The sequence below is a fragment of the Rhizobium pantanalense genome, assembly GCF_030182525.1.
Lineage (GTDB): Bacteria > Pseudomonadota > Alphaproteobacteria > Rhizobiales > Rhizobiaceae > Rhizobium.
In genome coordinates this window covers 420,464-438,331 of sequence record NZ_JAQJCH010000010.1, presented here as the reverse complement: position 1 = coordinate 438,331, position 17,868 = coordinate 420,464, and the positions used below count along the sequence as shown (strand labels likewise).

Genomic DNA, 17,868 nt, shown 5'->3' with positions numbered 1-17,868 from the left:
CGTGCGAGCGCCGTAACCACTCTTAACATCGCTTAACTCGCTTAGCGCTCAGGAGGCACGATACGGTCCGGGCATCGAAATGCCGAGGATCAAAAGATGCCCGAGATGGTTCGTCTTCTCCAAGTTTCAACGCAGAATGACATCGCGCGACGCGACTGCGCGGTCGACTCGCAGCGTTTTCCCGAGAACGAGAGAAATAAGGTCAGACGGGTCGCCGGCCTGTCCGAATGGCAGAAGATTAAGGTGGCGCGCTATATCGACGAGCACATTGATGGCTGCATCAGGGTAGAAGAGCTCGGGCTGCAAGTGCGGCTCAGCGCCAGCCGTTTCTCCAAAGGCTTCAAGGAATCCTTTGGCCGTTCGCCCTACGATTATGTTCTGCTAAGGCGGGTCGAGGCAGCGAAGTTCTTAATTGCGACAACCCAGGAGCCGCTCAGCCAGATCGCCCAAGCCTGCGGCCTGAGTGATCAGGCGCATCTTTCGAAGATATTTAAACGCGTCGTTGGCATGACGCCGCTAAGATGGCGCAGGACGGCCTCGGCATCGCGATCGACAGATGCTACGGCAGACAGGCAGCGATGGGCCCGCCTGAGCAACACTGGCATGACTGCCGAAGCCGCGTGAAATCACGCCTCGCACTTAGCCTCTATCGCTGGAAGCTGTTGCTGCTCGACCCGATAACGTTCCCCCCAGTCGCGCAGGCTAAGCATCACGGGGCCGAGCGTACGCGCCAGGGCCGTTGCTTCGTATTCGACTCGTGGCGGCACTTCGGGAAAGACATGGCGCGTGACCAATCCGTCGGCCTCCAGTTCGCGCAACTGAAGCGTCAGCATACGCTGCGTCGCGCTCGGTATGAGCCGAGTCAGCTCCATGAATCTCTTCTTGCCCTGGAGCAGGTTGAAAAGGATGAGCGGTTTCCAAACTCCCCCGATAACCGAGAGGGTCAACTCCACTGCGCATCCGCTTCTGGGATCTAGTCGTTTCGGCCTCAACCAAGCCTCCATCATACATACATAGATGATAGTATAGGCCATAATTGTGCGTTCTTTCAATCATCGTTCGAAGGCCCTAAAGCTTCTGCTCCAATGCAAGGAAGGAACAAACTCGTGACATTTCGTGCAATCCTCGCAGATCGTTCCCCGGAAGGAGCGATTTTGACCACAGTAGGCCCCCTGGAGGACGACGTGCTCCAAACGGGCGACGTTTCAATCGACGTCGAATGGTCCAACGTGAACTACAAGGACGCAATTGCGATCTTGTCGCCGCGCATCATTCAGAAATTTCCGTTGATACCTGGGATCGATTTAGCGGGCAGTGTCACAAGCTCTTCGAACGCACGTTTCAAGGCAGGCGACAAGGTCGTGGCGACTGGCTGGGGGCTCAGTCAGGATCACCACGGGGGCTATGCGCAGCGAGCAAGAGTCAGCGGCGATTGGCTGGTGAAGCTTCCATCCGCAATTAGCACTCGCGACGCTATGGCGATCGGCACGGCCGGCTTTACTGCAATGCTCAGCGTGCTTGCTTTGGAAGGCGCAGGGCTTACTCCAGCGAAAGGCGACGTTCTGGTGACGGGCGCGTCGGGCGGCGTCGGCTCCGTGTCGATCGCAATACTTGCAAAGCTTGGATATCGGGTAGTCGCCTCAACCGGCAAAAGCTCCGAAGGGGAGTACCTAACAGCGCTCGGCGCGGCAGAACTCCTGGACCGAGAGAGTCTGTCAGGCGAAGGGAAGCCTATCGGAGCAGAGCGTTGGGCGGGAGCGATAGACACCGTCGGCGGCCGCACCTTGGCGAATGTGCTAAGCCAGATTTCCTACCGCGGCGTCGCGACGACGTGCGGCTTTGTCGGCGGTCAAGAACTACCTGCTACCGTCATGCCATTCATACTGCGCGGCATCACACTTGCGGGCATCGATTCCGTTCGTGCCCCGCAGTTTCTCAGAGAGCAAGCATGGGCGCGTCTCGCGACCGATCTCGACCTTTCGAAGCTGGGTTCGATGGTAACAGAAGTCGGGCTGGACGATGTTCGGCGCGTCGCCTCGGAAATGCTGAAGGGACAGGTGCGAGGACGCACGCTGGTCGACGTCAGCCGCTAAGCGAATTACTTCGCGGTCTGTATGGGATCGGTGCCCTGAGCTTTGTAGAGCCATCGGGGCTCCTGCCCAAATGCCCACGCGGACATGATGACGTGCCGGGTAGCAGGATGGAGCCAAACGGAGTTCATCGGTACCATCCTGAGGTCGACGCGTCGCTAGTCATATCTGGCAGACGACTAGCAAGCGCGGCGTCGTGGCGGTTCCGGACGGCGGCGGTCCGTGATGGACGAAGCCGGCATCTGCGAAGAGTGCCTCGCGCCGTAGCTCTCGGGAACTTCTTGACTCGGCGTCCGTTTTCCGATGATCGAAACCGTCAGGAGGCATTCACATGGCTACCACTTCCCGCGGCAGATTGCAGGATCGCGCGAAGGTCGCCGCTAGTCAGGATCACGAAGTCCGCTACGAGGCAACGAAGGAAGGCGTCTCCAAGGATACGGTGAAGAAAGCCGTGAAGAGCGCTGGGAATTCCCGCAAGAGGGTCGAAGCGGAAATCGGCAAGCGCTGACCCTCGTCGACGCTTCAGAGTCGCTCGATTGCGACGGCTCTGATCACGATCTCGTCCTGATCCAAGCGCCATTCCAACTATCCCCTGTAGGTGGCCCACCATTCCTTGTTCAGGGCATCGGTCATCACCTCGACGACCACGATCTGATCGCGGTCGATATCCCCTCGTTCTTGCAGAGGCCTTCGGCCGGAGAGTTGATATGCATCGTGACGCCGCCGAATACTTCCGTGAGTTCGTACCGTACTTTTTCAAGAACCGCAGGGCCGTCGTCGCCGGACAGCGGAAGTAGGATTTCGACCAGATAGGTCATGAAAGCGTCCGGTAGTCAGGCCGTCCTGTGCTTCGGCCGTTTCGGCTGCCTCTCAAGGTCTTCCTTCTCGCTCTGTCGCTCGCTGGCGCCGAGCTTCGCACGCAGGCGAGCGATCTCTTCGTCGGACGCCTCGATCAGAGCGCCGGAATCGTCGGGTAAGCCGCCGCCGCTCTGAGCGATGGTTTCGTCCTTTGGGCGGTCGTTCGCGCCGTCAGTTATCTTCGTCATAGTGATCTCCTTCTTGACCATAACCACGGTCCGCGCTCGGAGTTCCGAGCACCAGAGGCGGGCCGGTCGGCTTTCACGGATCGTCGGGCCTCACGGCATCCAGATCAGCCTGAGCTTTGCGTTGAACCCGTGACAGTCGACGGCGGCCGTTCGAAAAGGACCGCATCCTACAATTCCAGCAACCGAGGCCCCTCTATAACCGACCCGAAAAATAGAGGTACGGACTATGCAGATTGAACATTTCGACATCTTGATTTTTGGCGGCGGGAAGGCTGGAAAAACCCTCGCGGTCGATCAGGCAAAGGCCGGGAAGCGAGTGGCGATGATCGAAGCGGGGATGATCGGCGGTTCGTGCATCAATATCGCTTGCATTCCCAGCAAGACATTCATCCGAAGCGCCGAGATCGCTCATGCGTTGCGAAGCCCGACAGAGTTCGGTTCGCTAGCCGATGGCGTCGGCGCCGACTTTGGAGCGGTCGCCGGCAGGACGGCGAGGGTTGTCGCCGAGATGGTCAAGGCGAACCAGGCGTCGTTCGACGCCAGCGGCATGACGCTCGTGATCGGCTGGGGAAAATTTGTCGCCCCGAAAACGATCGAAGTTCGCACCGAAGCCGGAGTTCGCACGCTCCGAGGGGAGAAGGTCTACATCAATCTCGGAACGAGTGCGCAAGTCCCTGATGTGCCGGGGCTAGCGGAGGCATCGCCTCTCACGCACGTCGAGGCGCTCAAGATCGTCTCTCTCCCTAAAAAGCTGATCGTCATTGGCGGAGGCTACATCGGGCTGGAACTGGGGCAGGCAGTTCGTCGGTTCGGGGCCGAAGTCACAATAATCGAGCGAAACTCCCGGTTGGCGTCCCGTGAGGACCAGGACGCAAGCGATGCGATCTTTGACGCACTCACCGAGGAGGGGCTGACGATCGTCCTGAACGCGAAGGACCTCAAGGTCAGCGGAAAATCGGGCGACGCGGTCCGGGTAGAGTGCAACGGTCATGTCTATGAAGGATCGCACATCCTTGTTGCCGCAGGCCGGAAGCCGCGCACGCAGGGAATCGGGCTCGACATAGCAGGCGTTGAACTCGACGACCGCGGCTTCATCAAGGTTGATGACCATCTTAGAACGTCTGCGCCCGAAGTCTGGGCAATGGGCGAGGTTGCCGGCACCCCAATGTTCACCCACGCCTCTCTCGATGACTATCGGGTAGTGAAGAGCGGATTGACAGGCGGAGCACGTACCACCGTCGACAGGCTGATCCCGTACTGCGTGTTCATCGACCCCGAGTTCGCCAGGATCGGCTTGAACGAGAACGAGGCTCGACAGGCGGGCGTGCGCTACCGCGTGGCCAAGCTGCCCATGGATGTGATCCCTCGCGCGAGGACGCTTTCGAAGAGGAGCGGCTTTATGAAGGCGCTGGTCGAGCAGCGGAGCGATCGGATAATCGGCTTTAGCATGTTGGGCGTCAACGCCGGTGACGTGATGACGGTGGTCCAGATGACAATGCTAGGCGGTCTGCCCTACACCGCGCTTCGAGACGGCATCTTCGCCCACCCCACGATCTCGGAGGGTCTGAACATGCTCTTCGCTACGGTCGCCCCGCCAACAAATTGACAGGAAGGAAAAATTGCCATGGCTTTGTCGAAAGCGGACGCCGCACCGACCAAATTTGCAGATCTCTCGAGCAGGAAGATCGCTTACCGCATGTTCGGGAGCGGCACGCCGCTCGTGCTGGCGGTGCGTTTCCGCGGGACGCTCGACGCGTGGGACCCGCTGTTCCTGGATGAACTGGCGAAATCCTTTACCGTCGTCATCTTTGACTACACGGGCCTCGGGGCGTCCTCCGGCGAGCCGACTTATCTGCGGGAATCTCTTGCTCAGGACGCGAAAGATCTGATCGACTATCTGGGCTTCGGCAAGGTCGTGATTGGCGGCTGGTCATTGGGCGGCGTTGTCGCACAGGTCGTCGCGGCGAAGTTTCCCGAGGCCGTTTCACATGCAGTCCTCATAGGGACGGCTCCTCCCGGAACGCCTGAAGTGCCCGGCGACCCCTTGTTTATGAGGACGGCGATGAAGCCGCAAAACGATCTTGAAGACGAGTTTATCTTATTCTTCGAACCGCAGTCGGGCCGGAGCACGGCGGCCGCGGCACGGTCGCACGACCGGCTCGCAAATCGCAAAAGGGACAGGTCGCCGACCATCCCGGAAAGCACCTTCATGAAGCTGCTGAGCGAGGCAAAGGACCGGTCGACGATATTCCCCGATCCGGAAGGCGCATACATGTCCGCCCTTGCAACGTCTGAAATCCCGATCCTCGTGGTAAGTGGGGACCACGACATCGCGTGCCCCGTGGAAAATTGGTATGGCCTTTCACGCAAGTGGCAGTCGATGCACCTTCTGACTACTCCCCAGTCTGGACATGCTCCCCATCACCAGGAGCCTGAGTTCGTCGCGCGAGCCATCGCGGCGTTCGTTGCCAGCCATTGAAAGCTGATCGGAGAGACCATGCTGCCGTCGCGCGTCCCAAACGTGAAGTTCCACACCCGCGTCCGGAATCCTGACCTTGGCGGACCGAATCCCTTCGAATGGAAGACACTGAACTCAAGCGACATCTTCTCCGGCAGAAGCATCGTGCTGTTTGGCCTCCCAGGAGCTTTCACCCCGGCGTGTTCGGAAAGCCATCTTCCTGGTTTTGAGCGGCTCTACGACGACTTCCGCGCTGCAGGCGTGGATGAGGTCATTTGCCTCGCGGTCAACGATGCGTTCGTGATGTTCCAGTGGGCAAAAGCGCGAAACATCCAGAAGGTCTTCATGCTCCCCGATGGGAACGGCGACTTCACAAGGCAGATGGGGATGCTTGTCCAACACACGAGCAGCGGCATGGGGATGCGGAGCTGGCGATATGCCATGCACGTCGTCGACGGGGAGATCCGTGCACTCCACGCCGAGCCCGATCTGAGCGACAATTCCGATGGGCTGACTGTCACTATTTCGGACGCCGACACGATGCTGCGCCACTTGCAGGCCGGCTGATCTGAGGTACGCCCACATATGGGGCAGGCACCGTTAGGCGAGAGCTCGCGCGTTCGCCAAATCCGGAACTTCCAACTCCCCATGGAAGCGCGACAGTGTCTCGCGAAGCAAGTCGCGAGCGGTGCTTTGCTGCCCAGCAGGAGCATGGAGCAAAAGGCTCCGTGCAGCCCTCAGCTCCCAAAAACCGGCGCCCTGGGCTTTCGCAACGTCGTAAGATTCCCGGAGGCGCTCACGAGCTTCGCCCGCGTTTTTCTCCAACCCAAGCTCGCCGCGCAGTCGAAGCAGCTCGGCGCGACACCACCCAGGTTCACCCGAGAGCGCGCGATCGATTGTCTCTTCGTTTGCCAGTTCGCCGCCCGCTATCAGCCCGTTTTCAAAACGGGCGCCCGTGACGGGGGTCAAAGTCTTGTTGAAAAGACCTTGGTCGCCCGCCTCACAGGCGTTCGCTACCGCCCGATAGGTTTGTCCCCACTCCAGCCAGCGGATTAGCGAATTGTCTTCGGCGTCCTTCAGGAGCTGCTTCAGAAGAGTTCGAGCAAGAGCGGTGTCGCCCATGCCGAGCGCCGTGGGGTATGCTGAGACTGAAAGATAAAGGCACGTGGAAATTGCATGATCCAACGCTTCGGCCTCGTTCAGCGCAGAGTGCAAACTGTTCGCAGCATCGCGAAACCTTCCCTGGATCCACTGCGTCTTCACGACTGTGGCCAGGGGGCTCAGACGCTGGTCGTAGCTTGCCCCGTTGTTCAACGTTCCCCGCGTTCGTCCTTTGGCCAGGAGCATCGTGATATTCGCTTGATTGAGCGCTTCGTTGAAGTTTCCTACAGAAAACAGGTTGGGGGCGCGCGAGCGACTGACGGCATTCGGAAGCACATGGCCGAAGCGCCGGTCGAAGCGATCGGCTGCGGCAAGGGCCTCGTCATATCTTCCGTTCATGCAGTGGATGGCGGATATCCCGCCGGTCGCCCGAAGCGCGTCGGCGCCGTCGTCCAGCAGCTCGGAGATGGCGAGGGCTTGCGTCAGCTCGTTCAAGGCGAATTCGTCTTCTTTGGACGGGCAGATGTGGTAGAGGGTCCCGCCGTACGAGAGCCTTAGATGCATCTCCGTAGGGGGATCGAGCTGGTCCATGGAACGGATCAGCTCCAAAGCCCTTTCGGCGACTTCCAACTGCTCCGTCATAAAGCCAAGCTGGGTCCAGATTATATTCGATGACGCGGCGAGCTCCACCGCAAGCTGCTCCTCGCCGACGGCCGAAAAGCTGAACGCGAGCGCCGACCGCAAGTCGTGAATCAAACCGCCATACCTGGAGAACCATTTCTCCGAAGCCAAGGCGTTCCAGTCGGATTCAGCCGCGACCAGCTCCCCTTTGCAATGCCGCGCGTGCGCCAGTCTGCATTCTCGTTCGTACGGGGATGCCGCCAGTTTCTCCATTGCATAATCGCGCGTCGTTGCAAGCAGCCGATAGCGGCCGCCTTCTCCCCCCGGCGCCAAAAGAGACTTCAAAAAGAGCCCGTCGAATGCGTCATAAAATTCATCGTCCGAGATCTGGCGGCTGCTCACGGCAAGCGCGTCTTCACTGCGGAATGTTCCGGAGAATACGGAAAGCCGTTGTAAGAGCTCGGCCTCGTGGGGCGAAAGCGTCTGGTAGCTCCAGTCCAGGGCGGCGCGCAGGGTCTGCTGGCGGGGTGGAGCGGTGCGTCTTCCACGGCGTAGCGTCGTAAACGGGTCTACCAACGATCGGCGCAATCCTGAAAGGTCCATTTCCAAGGATCGAGCTGCTGCAAGTTCGATTGCCAGCGGGATGCCGTCCAGCCTTCTTACGATGTCTGCTGCGTCGGCCAAAACCTGCGGATCGTCGAAGTCGTTTCTGTCGTCGACCAGGGAGACCAGTGAAATGAACAGCTCCAAAGCGGAGTAGCTGGATCGCTCCAGGCAATCCAAGTCCGCGAGCGGGAAGGTGAGTGGGGGCAGTTGACGAATTTTCTCATGCGTTGTTCGCAGAGGTTCCCTGCTGGTCGCGAGGATCGTCGCGCCGGTCCTTCGTAGTATCTCTTCCGCAACGTCGGCTGCCGCATCGACGACGTGCTCGCAGTTGTCGAGAACAATCAGGGTCGGCCCTTTGTCGAGCTCGGAGAGGATCGCCGGCATGGCGTTCGAGCCATAGACGTTCTGGCCTAAAGCGCTGGCTAGAGAGGGGGCCAGGTTATTGCCTTCCGTAACCGAGGCAAGATCCAGAAATACGACACGATGGGTTGTCGCCATGACGTTTGCGACCGCAATGGCAACGGATGTCTTGCCGATCCCTCCGGGGCCGACGATCGTCAAGAGCGGCGTCGACGCGAGACAGTCCTGTACATCGCTTATGAACTGCTCACGCCCGATCAAGGGAACCGACTGGTTTGGCAGCGTCGATCTTGGACCTCGTTCCGCTGTACCAGCAGATGCCTGTACCGCCAGGCAAACTTCCGGAATAAATTGGTAGCCGCGCCCCGGTACGTTCGCAATAAAGTCTTTCGCCCGGCCGCCCAGCGACTTACGAAGTGAAACGAGATGCACCCTCAGCGCTCCCTCGTCGACCGAGGTCGCGGGCCAGACAGCCTTGATGAGTTCTTCCTTGCTGACTACCTGGCCAGCTCTAGCAACTAAAGTCGCGAGGATGTCGAAAGCGCGACTTCCGAGGTGGAGGGGCGCGCCTTGGGCAGATAGCAGGCGGCCATCGACATCCAGGGAGAAGTTCTCAAAGCAATAAACAGACATATCGCATCCGTTAGTCCTCCCACGATGAAACTACAACAGCGGCTGGTCTCCCGCAAATCCCTCAACCGGCCTTTATAAGGCGGCCTTCCGTAAGGCGGCCTTGCGCGAACGGACACGCCCTGCCGCGTCGTGAAGCAGAAGAGCAAACGACTTCGCTTCGATCGCATCGGCAGCATTCATCATCGCGATTAGAGGGTCGGTGAGCAACTCTTCGATCGTCATTGGGTCAACCTTGATTGTTCGCTCCTGCTTTGTGCCGGTTCCGTCGATACTTTTCTTGGCGAAATCTGCCGGAAACGTTCCGGCCACAACATGGCAGGCACTGATGGCCAGGATCGGATCGTCCAAGAATTGAGGATCGATGTCTGTATCTTGCGCACGCGCGAAAGCCCCCTGCGGGACGGCCCAGTGAAGGTTGTTACTGATGCCGAGGCCATCCGAATGCGAACGATCGTTCTTTTTGCCCACCCCGCCCAACGACGGTCCAGCATCAATCTTGCGATGGCGTCCGAGGCAAGGAAGCTGACCAACATCTCATTTGTCGATCTTTATGAAGAATACCCGCGCTTTGAGATCGACGTCGACCGCGAGCAGGCCCGGCTGAGTGCGCATGACCTCATCGTCTTCCAGTTTCCGACCTTCTGGTATTCGACCCCGGCAATATTGAAAGAGTATCAAGATCTGGTTCTTGAATATGGTTTCGCATACGGTCCAGCAGGCAAGAAGCTTGATGGCAAGTTCTTGCTTGTAGCGACCACCACCGGCGGCAGCGAGCATGACTACTCATCAGATGGCGGGAACCGCCATCCTTTTCGGAGCTTTCTGCTGCCGTTGGAGCAAACGGCGTCGTTGTGCGGCATGCGATTTCTGCCCCCGTTCGTTCTGCATTCCGCAAACCACATAGAAAGCGAGAGTGCCCGCGGGCACATCTTCGCCTACGGACGCCTGCTATCGGCAGTTTCGTCCGGCGACCTCGACCCGGCGTCTCTGATGTCGAGGGATTTGCTGACGCGGTCCTCGATCCCCACGTTCGTCGGAGTCTGACCTTGGAAGGCCTGGCCACCTATGCGTTCGCCTATCTCGCCGCCGCGGTTCTTGCCGTCGTCGTCTCCCATCGCTTGGGACTCGGCTCCGTCGTGGGCTATATAATCGCGGGCGTCATCGTTGGACCCGTGCTGCACTTCGCAGACACTGGAGCGGGCTACCTCGAAGAGTTCTCCGAGTTCGGCATCATCATGATGTTGTTTCTCATCGGACTCGAAATCGACCCGCAGATGGTTTGGCGATTGAGGAACAAGCTGATCGGCCTCGGGGGCCTCCAGGTGACCGCGACGACGTTCGCGGTCATGGGCTGTTCGATAGGATTCGGCTTGACGTGGCAGCAAGGCATGCTCTTCGGGTTTGTCGCGGCATTGTCGTCGACGGCGATCGTGCTCCAGACCCTTGGAGAAAAGAGCCTCCTGGAATCCGATGGCGGCCGTTCGAGCTTCGCGGTTCTGCTGTTTCAGGATCTTGCCGTCATTCCGATGCTCGCCTGCATTCCCATCCTATCATCGGGAGCAGCAGTCGGATCCCAACAGGCTGACAGTGGTGTTCTTTCATCCCTGCCGGCCTGGGCGTCGACTGTTGTCACGATGGCGACCGTCGGCTTTGTGGTGGCTGGAGGACACTTTCTATCGAGGCCGATTTTCAGGATGATTGCCAGGCTGGGACTTCGCGAGGTGTTCACCGCCGCGGCCCTGCTGCTGGTTGTCGGCATCGCCCTCCTGATGATTCTGGTGGGCCTGTCGCCCGCTCTCGGAGCGTTCCTTGCCGGTGTGGTGCTTGCGAACAGCGAGTTCAAGCACGAGCTTGAGAACGATATAGAACCATTCAAGGGGCTCCTGCTTGGTCTCTTTTTCATGACAATCGGTGCAAAGATCCAAACCTCGGTTCTTGTCCAGAGCTGGCCGACGGTCCTAGGCGCCACCTTGGGCCTGATCGCTGTCAAGATCATCGTTCTCCTGCCCCTTGCGTGGATATTCCGGCTGAGGTCCTCCGCAGGCTGGCTGCTTGCCCTTGGACTGGCGCAGGCGGGGGAGTTTGGTTTCGTGCTTCTGTCGATCGGTGAGCAGATAGGAGTTCTTACTCGGTCGATGGCCTCGATCTCGGTCTTGATCATCGCACTGAGCATGATCCTGACCCCTGGCCTCTTCGTCCTCTACGATCGCCTGGTTGTTATGTTGGAGGGGCGGGACAGGGCAAGGCGTTCCGCTGAACGGCCTGACGAAGGAACGGTCATCGTCGCGGGCCTGGGTCGCTTCGGTCAGATCGTCATCCGCATGCTGCTAGCCAACGGGTACAAGCCAGTGGTTCTCGACTACCGGGCTGATGTTGTCGACGACCTTCGTAAGTTTGGCATCCGGTCATTCTTCGGCGATGCCGGCCGGCCTGACCTGTTGGAATCTGCCGGCCTTGCCAAGGCGCACCTTTTGGTCGTGGCAATCGACGATGCGGACCGCGCGGTTGAGATCGTTGAACACGCCCGACGAGTTAACCCGCAGATAAAGATCATCGTGCGTGCGTTTGACCGGCTTCATTACTATCGCCTGGAGGAGGCTGGAGCCGACAACATCGTGCGAGAGCTCTTCGCCAGTTCCGTCAATGCCGCCGGAACGGCCCTCGAGTTTTTGGGGATGCATCCATACGAGGTGGAAAAGCGAAAGCGCGTCTTCGTCAAGGAAGACCGAGCCGGCCTGGACAAAATGGCGCCGCTCTTCGACGGCGTGACGCCCGTGGCCGACAATCCAGATTTCATCGCTGGGTTCAACGATATTGGAAAAATCATATCGGATGCCATGGTCGGCGATCGTGGACCATTCGATGACGCCGTGGCGCGTGGGTGGAATCCACCTGAACTCGAAACCCGCCATCGGCCGGCGAATTTGAGTTGAAGGTGGCGGCGGCCGCGGCGACAATGAAAACAGAAGATTTGTCGGGCGCGCACCTGAGCCGAAACAAGCCGGACTGAAAGCTGGCGGGGCTTGGGACGTGCTTGCGCGTGCCCCAGGTGAACGTTCGGCAAAAGGCTAAGGCCGTCCTACGTGGACTTCATGTGTTGGAGGATACTGCGTTTCGCTGCACGAATGTCTCGACCGAGCCGCTTGTCGGGTCAATGAAGATGATATCGGTGGGCTTTCGCCGGGGGGTGTCGACCGACAGGAAGACGATAGGCTCCTCGAGAATTGTGGGTAATGCGTGGACCGTGCCTTTCTGGAAAAAAAGAAGGTCGCCGGGCTGAAACTCGGCTTCGGTCGATGCGTCTTCCATCCAAAATGTCCCGCGTCCGGAAATTACAAAGAGGTACTCGTCGCAACCCTCGTGGTAATGCGCGGGTGTTCCCTTATAGACGCGGAATACGCGTGCGCTAGCCGCGTCTCGGTTCGTGAGGTAATAGTCCACGAGCAGGGTATCAGCTTTGCTCGGGAACGTAGATGCGATTTTCGCGATGTTGAAACGAGCGGAGTTGGACGGCTTTTCGTCGGGCATTGGCATACCTTCTCAGTTTGAGTTTAGATTATTGGGACGTAGGGGTGGCAGGACGGCTTTAGTCCCGCGTCAAGCGGCGCCCGCCTTTGCTGCCATCTTCGAAATAGTGACCGGGACGCCTTTATATGCCGGGGTACCGGATCGCGGATCATAGTCGGAAAGCGCGATGACGCGGTTCATTTCCGGATAATAGCCAGCGACCGATCCGCGCGGTATATCGTACTCGATTGCGGTAAAGCCGCTGACCAGCCTTCCTGAACCCGAAGGGGCGCGCTCTATTGCGGCAACATCGATCTGATCCCCGTGAGATAGTCCGCGCACCTCCATGTCAAGCTTGTTCATGAAGACGACATCCCGTCTGCCGAATACGCCACGATACCGGTCATCCAGGTTGTAGACCGTCGTGTTGTATTGGCCGTGGCTTCTAATCGTTGTCATCACCAGGCTGTCCTGACCGTTCATTCTTTCGTCTTCTTCAAGGCCTCTCGCAATAATGAAGTTCGCCTTTCCGGTCGCGGTCTTCCAGACTCGCTGCGATGCTGGAATTGTAAGCCTGAAGCCACCCGGCTTTCTCACCCGGCGGTTGAAGTCTTTAAAGTCGGGAAACACGATCTCTATCTTATCGCGGATCCGGTCGTAGTTGGCGACGAGTTCGTCCCAGGCGATGCCATACTTGTCGCCGATGGTTGCTTTCGCGATAGCCGCAATGATCGCCGGCTCGGACATTAGAGTTTCGGCTGGGGGCTTCAGAAAGCCACGCGAGGCATGGACCATCGACATCGAATCCTCGACCGTGACTGCCTGGGGACCAGATATTTGTAGGTCCTGATCGGTGCGACCGAGGACGGGAAGTATGATCGTGGTCCTCGCAGTCAGGAGATGAGAGCGGTTGGGCTTGGTGGCGAGGTGAACGGCGAGGTCTAGCTTCCTCATCGCTGCGAAAGTGGCCTCGGGGTCAGACATGGCCACCGCAAGATTGCCGCCTAGGCAGACCAGCGCCTTTGACGAGCCGGCCATGATCGCTTCGATGCTTTCGATAGCGTTATGGCCCTTGGCACCCGAAGGGCGGAAACCGAAGGCCTTTTGCATTCCGTCGAGCAGGTCGTCGTTTGGGATTTCCGTGATGCCGACGGTCCGGTCGCCCTGGACGTTGGAGTGGCCGCGTACTGGACATATGCCCGCGCCGGGCTTGCCGATGTTCCCTCGCAACAGCAGAAGGTTGGCGAGCTGCTGGACGACTTCGGTTCCGGTCGCATGTTGCGTGATACCCATGCCGTAACAGATGATGACGCGCTCAGAGTTCAGATAGAGATCCGCAATTCCTTCGAACGCCTCGCGTTCGATGCCAGACTTACGAGCGATCTGGGACCATTCGACCTGTGCTACGTCTGCACGCAGGTCGTCGACGCCCAGCGTGTGTCTCTCGACGAACTCCCAATCGAGAACGCCGCTCCCGCCGGCGGCGATATCGGCTGCGTCACGTTCGAAAACGATCTTGATGATACCCTTGAGAAGCGCCAGGTCGCCGCCGGCTTTGACCTGATGGTAGGCCGAGGCGATCGGCGTCGAGGACAGAGTGACCATCTCGACGGGGTTCTGCGGAGCCGCGAAGCGTTCCAGCGCGCGCTCACGCAATGGGTTGAACACGAGGATCGGGACGCCGCGGCGCGAGCACTCGTGAAGGGTGGACATCATCCTCGGATGGTTCGTTCCTGGATTGTGACCTATGCTGATGACGAGGTCGCATTCTTCGAAGTCGCTGAGCTCGACCGTGCCTTTTCCGACGCCGATGGATTGCGGCAGCCCCACCGACGTGGCCTCGTGGCACATGTTCGAGCAATCGGGAAAGTTGTTGGTGCCGAAGGCGCGAACGAATAGCTGATACATGAAGGCCGCCTCGTTCGAAGCGCGGCCGGACGTGTAGAATTCGGCCTGGTTCGGGTCAGGGAGCGCTCGAAGGGACGCCCCGATCCGGGCGAACGCGTCGGCCCATTCGATAGGAATGAAATGATCTGACTCCGCGTCGTAGAGCAGGGGGCTAGTCAGGCGCCCCGCATCTTCGAGCTTGTGATCGGTCCAGGTCCACAGGTCCGATACAGAATGCTGGGCGAAGAAGCTTGGGTCGGCCCGCTTCTTCGTCGATTCCCACGTAATCGCCTTCGCTCCATTCTCGCAGAACTCGAATGCGGACGTATGCTTCGGATCTGGCCATGCGCAGCCGGGGCAGTCGAAGCCGTCGGGCTGATTTGCGCGCAAGAGGGCCTGAACGCCGTCGAAGACGACCTGCTGTTCCTTCAACGTCCTTGCTACGGCCTTCAACGCCCCCCAGCCCCCTGCAGGAGCGTCGTAAGGGACGATACCTTCTGGATCCTTGCTGCTCATGTACTAATCTCGCTGTTTGAGAAACGACCTCCCGTGGAGAGCCTTCCCGACGAACTGTTAGCGCAGCTACGTACCGGGCACTCTCGGGAGCGGCCTCCCACGTCGTGGGAGGAGGCCGGCTTTCACATCTTCAAGACGATGCGGAACTTGGCTTTGCCGGCCATCATCTTGGCATAGGCGTCGATCGCGCTCGTGAAGGGGGTATCCTCGATGATAGCGTTGACGCCCTGAAGGCTGCTGAATCTCAAAGTGGTGTCAGCCGTGCCCGGATCGCCCGTAAGCGCGCCTTGGATGGAGCGGCTGCCGAACAAGAGCGCGCCGGTCGGGACCTCGACCGGCTCGGGCGACGCCCCGAGTACGACGATCTGACCCCGTGGACGAATTGCGCCGATCGTGTCCTTTGCAACCGAGCCGCCTGATGCGGTCGCCAGAACCAAATCCGCGCCGCCGAGCTCGAGGAGGGCCTCGGTGACGTTCCGCTTCGAGGAGTCGATGTAGTGGTGGGCACCCAATTTCGAAGCGAGCTCGCCGACTGCCTCGCTCCTGCCAATGGCAACGACTTCATATCCCATGTGGCGGGCATACTGGATGGCGAGATGGCCGAGGCCGCCGATGCCGAAGATCGCGACGCGATCGCCGGGACGTGCGTTGGAATTGCGCAGCGCACTGAACGTCGTCAGACCCGCACAAAGAAGAGGCGCCGCCTCGACATCGGAGAGATCGTCCGGGATGGAAACCAGTCCTGTCGCCTTGGCGATCATGTATTCGGCGTAGCCGCCATCTTGATGGATGCCGGTGAACTCCTGGTTTTCGCAGTTCACGAGATGCCCGGAGCGGCACTGCGAGCAGTGGCCGCAGCTACCGCCCAGGAAGCCTACGCCGACACGTTGCCCGACCGTCCATCCTTCGACGCCGTCGCCGATGACTTCGACGGTGCCCACGACCTCGTGTCCGGGGACGCGGGGCCACTGGATCGGGAACGCGCCCTCTACAGTAGCGCCATCCGAGTGGCACACGCCGCATGCTTCGACTTTTATTCGAACGTGGCCGGCTGGAGGATCTCTGAGCTCCTTCTGGACAAATTCGAGTTTTCCAGGGGCGACGGCCTGGCAGGCTAGGTAGGTCTTGGGTTGGTCGGCCATGAACTTTCTCCAGTTGAGGGCGAAATTGCGCCGACCATCTCAGCAACTTCCTGGAAATAATTGTACGTTCCCGCTTCCCTACACCGAGGCCGCGTCCGCCAGCAGCGCCAAGACCTTGTTGTCCAGCGACCGCGCCACTTCCATTGCCTGCTCCGACGCGAACGGTTGCAGATAGCTCTCCATACGGTCATAGGCCAGCATCACCTTTTCACCCTCCTCGTAGACCAGAATGGTGATCGGCGCGTATGAGCCGGCGTGTGGCACCGATGCCACCATCTGCCTCATGATAAGCGGATTTCCAGCAACGATCCGGATGATGCGGTAGGCATCCGCGCGGCCATCCTTTCCAACCGCGTCGCCGAGATCGTACGTGGCGAATTCCATGAGTCCGGACGGCCCCGTTGCCGAGTGAATTCGCTCTGAGAAACGAACGAAATCGGTTTCGCTCAAGATCGAAGCCAGCGTGGACCGGTCGGTCCGGCCGATCGCTTTGAATATGCGGTCGACCACGGAATCAAAGTCGACAGATCGGTCAGGCTCCGGACGCGGCCTGAATGGAATCGGACATGATTTCGATACCGCGATCGATTTCCTGGTCCGAGACGGTCAGTGGCGGTGCGATGCGAAACACACCGCCCATTCCGGGCAGTTTGACAATGTTCATGCTCAGGCCGCGCCGCATCGCCTCTTCCATGATCTTGGCACCAAGTGTGAATCCCGGCGCTTTCGTCTGCCGATCCGCCACGATCTCCAGACCCATCAAAAGGCCGCGACCACGCACATCGCCAACGCATTCGAATCTCTGCTGAAGAGAGGCAAGTCCGGCCCGCAACCTTGCGCCACGCTCGACTGCGGCAGCGACAAGTCCCTCTCGTTCGACAACGTCCAGGACAGTGACGCCGACAGCGGCGAGAAGCGGATCGGAGACGTGCGTGGTGTAGAACAGATATCCCTTCTCGAACGCCTTCTGCTCGATCGCCTCGGTCGTCATCACCGCAGCCAGCGGCAAGCCGGCACCGAGCGTTTTCGAGAGGGTCAGGATATCGGGAGTGACGCCATCCCTTTGGAACGCGAACATGTGCCCGGTTCTGCCAACGCCAGTCTGGGCCTCATCCAGAATGAGAAGCATGCCCCGCTCCTCGCATTTTCGCTTGAGCGCTGCCAGATAACCCGCCGGAAGTTCCAGAATTCCACCGCTCGACAAAATTGGTTCGGCAATGAACGCGGCTAGATTTCCAGTCGACTGATTATCGATGAGCGCGAACGCGTCATCCAGCTCGGTTTGCCAATCGTTCGTGCCATCCGGCTTAGCGAAGCGAGGACGATAAGAGTTAGGGGCAGGGATCACGAGAGACCCTGCAGCCGTCGGCCCGTATCCGCGACGCCCCGCGCTATAGGTCGCGGCAGCGGCCGCACCCGTCATCCCGTGCCAGCTCTGCGCGAAGGCGACAACTTCATGTCCGCCGGTCACAAGTTTGGCCATGCGAATGGCAGCTTCGTTGGATTCTGCTCCCGTCGTCAGTAGCTGCACACGATCGAGACCTGGCGCGAGCGCCGCAAGACGTGACGCCAGTTCCACCACCGGACGCGAAAGCATGCCGCTGAAGAGATGTGCGACCGAACGCATCTGTCGATCGACTGTCGCGACGATGTCTGGATGGGTATGGCCGAGAAGGGCGCTCATCTGTCCCGACGTGAAGTCCAATATGGCGCGGTCGTCGGCGTCATACACGTAGCTTCCGCTCGCACGCTCGACAATGATGTTCTCGAAGCTTGGCCCATATCGCGTAAGGTGCCTGTTCGCCTGATTCCAGAAGCTCTGTTCGTTATTGAGGGACACGGAGACCTATTCCTCCAGTTGGCGCTAAGGAAAAAACTATGCAGTGTTTTCTTTTTCGGCA

18 protein-coding genes are annotated in these 17,868 nt (G+C 59.4%); 8 read left to right on the top strand and 10 right to left on the bottom strand.

Annotation, left to right across the window (positions count from 1 at the left end; all coding sequences use genetic code 11):
• The first annotated feature begins 96 nt into the window (after positions 1 to 96).
• Positions 97 to 624 carry a helix-turn-helix domain-containing protein gene (locus PH558_RS25460; protein ID WP_285207276.1) on the top strand — a complete coding sequence of 176 codons (528 nt, stop codon included), beginning with the start codon at positions 97 to 99 and terminating at the stop codon, positions 622 to 624.
• A 2-nt stretch (positions 625 to 626) separates the two neighbouring features.
• Here the strand turns inward: PH558_RS25460 and PH558_RS25455 are convergent, their stop codons facing one another.
• Positions 627 to 953 carry a winged helix-turn-helix transcriptional regulator gene (locus PH558_RS25455; RefSeq protein ID WP_350223823.1) on the bottom strand — a complete coding sequence of 109 codons (327 nt, stop codon included), beginning with the start codon at positions 951 to 953 and terminating at the stop codon, positions 627 to 629.
• Between the two features lie 153 nt (positions 954 to 1,106).
• Here PH558_RS25455 and PH558_RS25450 point away from each other — a divergent pair, with 153 nt between their 5' ends.
• Both PH558_RS25450 and PH558_RS25445 read left to right on the top strand, forming a co-directional pair.
• Complete coding sequence (locus PH558_RS25450) at positions 1,107 to 2,093, top strand: MDR family oxidoreductase (RefSeq protein ID WP_285207275.1); 987 nt, start codon at positions 1,107 to 1,109, stop codon at positions 2,091 to 2,093.
• A 328-nt stretch (positions 2,094 to 2,421) separates the two neighbouring features.
• Complete coding sequence (locus PH558_RS25445) at positions 2,422 to 2,598, top strand: DUF3606 domain-containing protein (RefSeq protein WP_285207273.1); 177 nt, start codon at positions 2,422 to 2,424, stop codon at positions 2,596 to 2,598.
• Between the two features lie 124 nt (positions 2,599 to 2,722).
• Here PH558_RS25445 and PH558_RS34290 read toward each other — a convergent pair whose 3' ends face one another.
• Entirely contained in the window at positions 2,723 to 2,908 is a 186-nt protein-coding gene (locus PH558_RS34290) for a hypothetical protein (protein WP_350223822.1), read from the bottom strand.
• A gap of 15 nt (positions 2,909 to 2,923) precedes the next feature.
• Positions 2,924 to 3,136, bottom strand: a complete 213-nt coding sequence (locus PH558_RS25435) for a hypothetical protein (RefSeq protein WP_285207272.1) — start codon at positions 3,134 to 3,136, stop codon at positions 2,924 to 2,926.
• A gap of 226 nt (positions 3,137 to 3,362) precedes the next feature.
• Between PH558_RS25435 and PH558_RS25430 the strand changes: the two genes are divergently transcribed.
• From PH558_RS25430 to PH558_RS25420, 3 genes are read left to right on the top strand one after another with little or no spacing between them, the layout of a single operon-like run.
• Entirely contained in the window at positions 3,363 to 4,742 is a 1,380-nt protein-coding gene (locus PH558_RS25430) for an FAD-dependent oxidoreductase (RefSeq protein ID WP_285207270.1), read from the top strand.
• A gap of 18 nt (positions 4,743 to 4,760) precedes the next feature.
• On the top strand, positions 4,761 to 5,615 hold the full coding sequence (locus PH558_RS25425; RefSeq protein ID WP_285207269.1) for an alpha/beta fold hydrolase: 855 nt from the start codon (positions 4,761 to 4,763) through the stop codon (positions 5,613 to 5,615).
• Between the two features lie 18 nt (positions 5,616 to 5,633).
• The gene (locus tag PH558_RS25420) at positions 5,634 to 6,161 is read left to right on the top strand and encodes a peroxiredoxin (RefSeq protein ID WP_285207268.1); all 528 of its coding nucleotides are present in this window, start codon (positions 5,634 to 5,636) and stop codon (positions 6,159 to 6,161) included.
• A gap of 33 nt (positions 6,162 to 6,194) precedes the next feature.
• Here the strand turns inward: PH558_RS25420 and PH558_RS25415 are convergent, their stop codons facing one another.
• Positions 6,195 to 8,915, bottom strand: coding sequence for an ATP-binding protein (locus PH558_RS25415; RefSeq protein ID WP_285207266.1), 2,721 nt, complete (start codon positions 8,913 to 8,915; stop codon positions 6,195 to 6,197).
• 72 nt (positions 8,916 to 8,987) lie between these two features.
• Positions 8,988 to 9,263, bottom strand: coding sequence for a hypothetical protein (locus PH558_RS25410; RefSeq protein WP_285207265.1), 276 nt, complete (start codon positions 9,261 to 9,263; stop codon positions 8,988 to 8,990).
• A 60-nt stretch (positions 9,264 to 9,323) separates the two neighbouring features.
• Between PH558_RS25410 and PH558_RS25405 the strand changes: the two genes are divergently transcribed.
• Together PH558_RS25405 and PH558_RS25400 are read left to right on the top strand one after the other, a co-directional pair.
• Positions 9,324 to 9,959 carry an NAD(P)H-dependent oxidoreductase gene (locus PH558_RS25405; RefSeq protein WP_285207263.1) on the top strand — a complete coding sequence of 212 codons (636 nt, stop codon included), beginning with the start codon at positions 9,324 to 9,326 and terminating at the stop codon, positions 9,957 to 9,959.
• A gap of 2 nt (positions 9,960 to 9,961) precedes the next feature.
• Positions 9,962 to 11,848, top strand: a complete 1,887-nt coding sequence (locus PH558_RS25400; RefSeq protein WP_285207262.1) for a cation:proton antiporter domain-containing protein — start codon at positions 9,962 to 9,964, stop codon at positions 11,846 to 11,848.
• Positions 11,849 to 12,005: 157 nt separating this feature from the next.
• On the opposite strand, the gene PH558_RS25395 is transcribed toward PH558_RS25400, so the two are convergent.
• The 5 genes from PH558_RS25395 to PH558_RS25375 form a co-directional block, all read right to left on the bottom strand.
• On the bottom strand, positions 12,006 to 12,443 hold the full coding sequence (locus PH558_RS25395; RefSeq protein ID WP_285207261.1) for a cupin domain-containing protein: 438 nt from the start codon (positions 12,441 to 12,443) through the stop codon (positions 12,006 to 12,008).
• Positions 12,444 to 12,512: 69 nt separating this feature from the next.
• Positions 12,513 to 14,825, bottom strand: a complete 2,313-nt coding sequence (locus tag PH558_RS25390) for an FdhF/YdeP family oxidoreductase (RefSeq protein WP_285207260.1) — start codon at positions 14,823 to 14,825, stop codon at positions 12,513 to 12,515.
• Positions 14,826 to 14,947: 122 nt separating this feature from the next.
• Positions 14,948 to 15,967: an alcohol dehydrogenase catalytic domain-containing protein gene (locus tag PH558_RS25385; RefSeq protein WP_285207257.1), complete on the bottom strand. Its 1,020-nt coding sequence runs from the start codon at positions 15,965 to 15,967 to the stop codon at positions 14,948 to 14,950.
• A gap of 78 nt (positions 15,968 to 16,045) precedes the next feature.
• Positions 16,046 to 16,477, bottom strand: coding sequence for a DUF302 domain-containing protein (locus PH558_RS25380; protein WP_285207255.1), 432 nt, complete (start codon positions 16,475 to 16,477; stop codon positions 16,046 to 16,048).
• Between the two features lie 22 nt (positions 16,478 to 16,499).
• Complete coding sequence (locus tag PH558_RS25375) at positions 16,500 to 17,807, bottom strand: aspartate aminotransferase family protein (protein WP_285207254.1); 1,308 nt, start codon at positions 17,805 to 17,807, stop codon at positions 16,500 to 16,502.
• Positions 17,808 to 17,868: the final 61 nt, after the last annotated feature.

Bases quoted from the DNA above. Each gene is read 5' to 3' on its own strand.
- PH558_RS25460 (WP_285207276.1), top strand. From the start codon at position 97: ATGCCCGAGATGGTTCGTCTTCTCCAAGTTTCAACGCAGAATGACATC.
- PH558_RS25445 (WP_285207273.1), top strand. From the start codon at position 2,422: ATGGCTACCACTTCCCGCGGCAGATTGCAGGATCGCGCGAAGGTCGCC.
- PH558_RS25385 (WP_285207257.1), bottom strand. From the start codon at position 15,967: ATGGCCGACCAACCCAAGACCTACCTAGCCTGCCAGGCCGTCGCCCCT.
- PH558_RS25390 (WP_285207260.1), bottom strand. From the start codon at position 14,825: ATGAGCAGCAAGGATCCAGAAGGTATCGTCCCTTACGACGCTCCTGCA.
- PH558_RS25415 (WP_285207266.1), bottom strand. From the start codon at position 8,915: ATGTCTGTTTATTGCTTTGAGAACTTCTCCCTGGATGTCGATGGCCGC.
- PH558_RS25420 (WP_285207268.1), top strand. From the start codon at position 5,634: ATGCTGCCGTCGCGCGTCCCAAACGTGAAGTTCCACACCCGCGTCCGG.
- PH558_RS25435 (WP_285207272.1), bottom strand. From the start codon at position 3,136: ATGACGAAGATAACTGACGGCGCGAACGACCGCCCAAAGGACGAAACC.
- PH558_RS34290 (WP_350223822.1), bottom strand. From the start codon at position 2,908: ATGACCTATCTGGTCGAAATCCTACTTCCGCTGTCCGGCGACGACGGC.
- PH558_RS25395 (WP_285207261.1), bottom strand. From the start codon at position 12,443: ATGCCCGACGAAAAGCCGTCCAACTCCGCTCGTTTCAACATCGCGAAA.
- PH558_RS25430 (WP_285207270.1), top strand. From the start codon at position 3,363: ATGCAGATTGAACATTTCGACATCTTGATTTTTGGCGGCGGGAAGGCT.
- PH558_RS25425 (WP_285207269.1), top strand. From the start codon at position 4,761: ATGGCTTTGTCGAAAGCGGACGCCGCACCGACCAAATTTGCAGATCTC.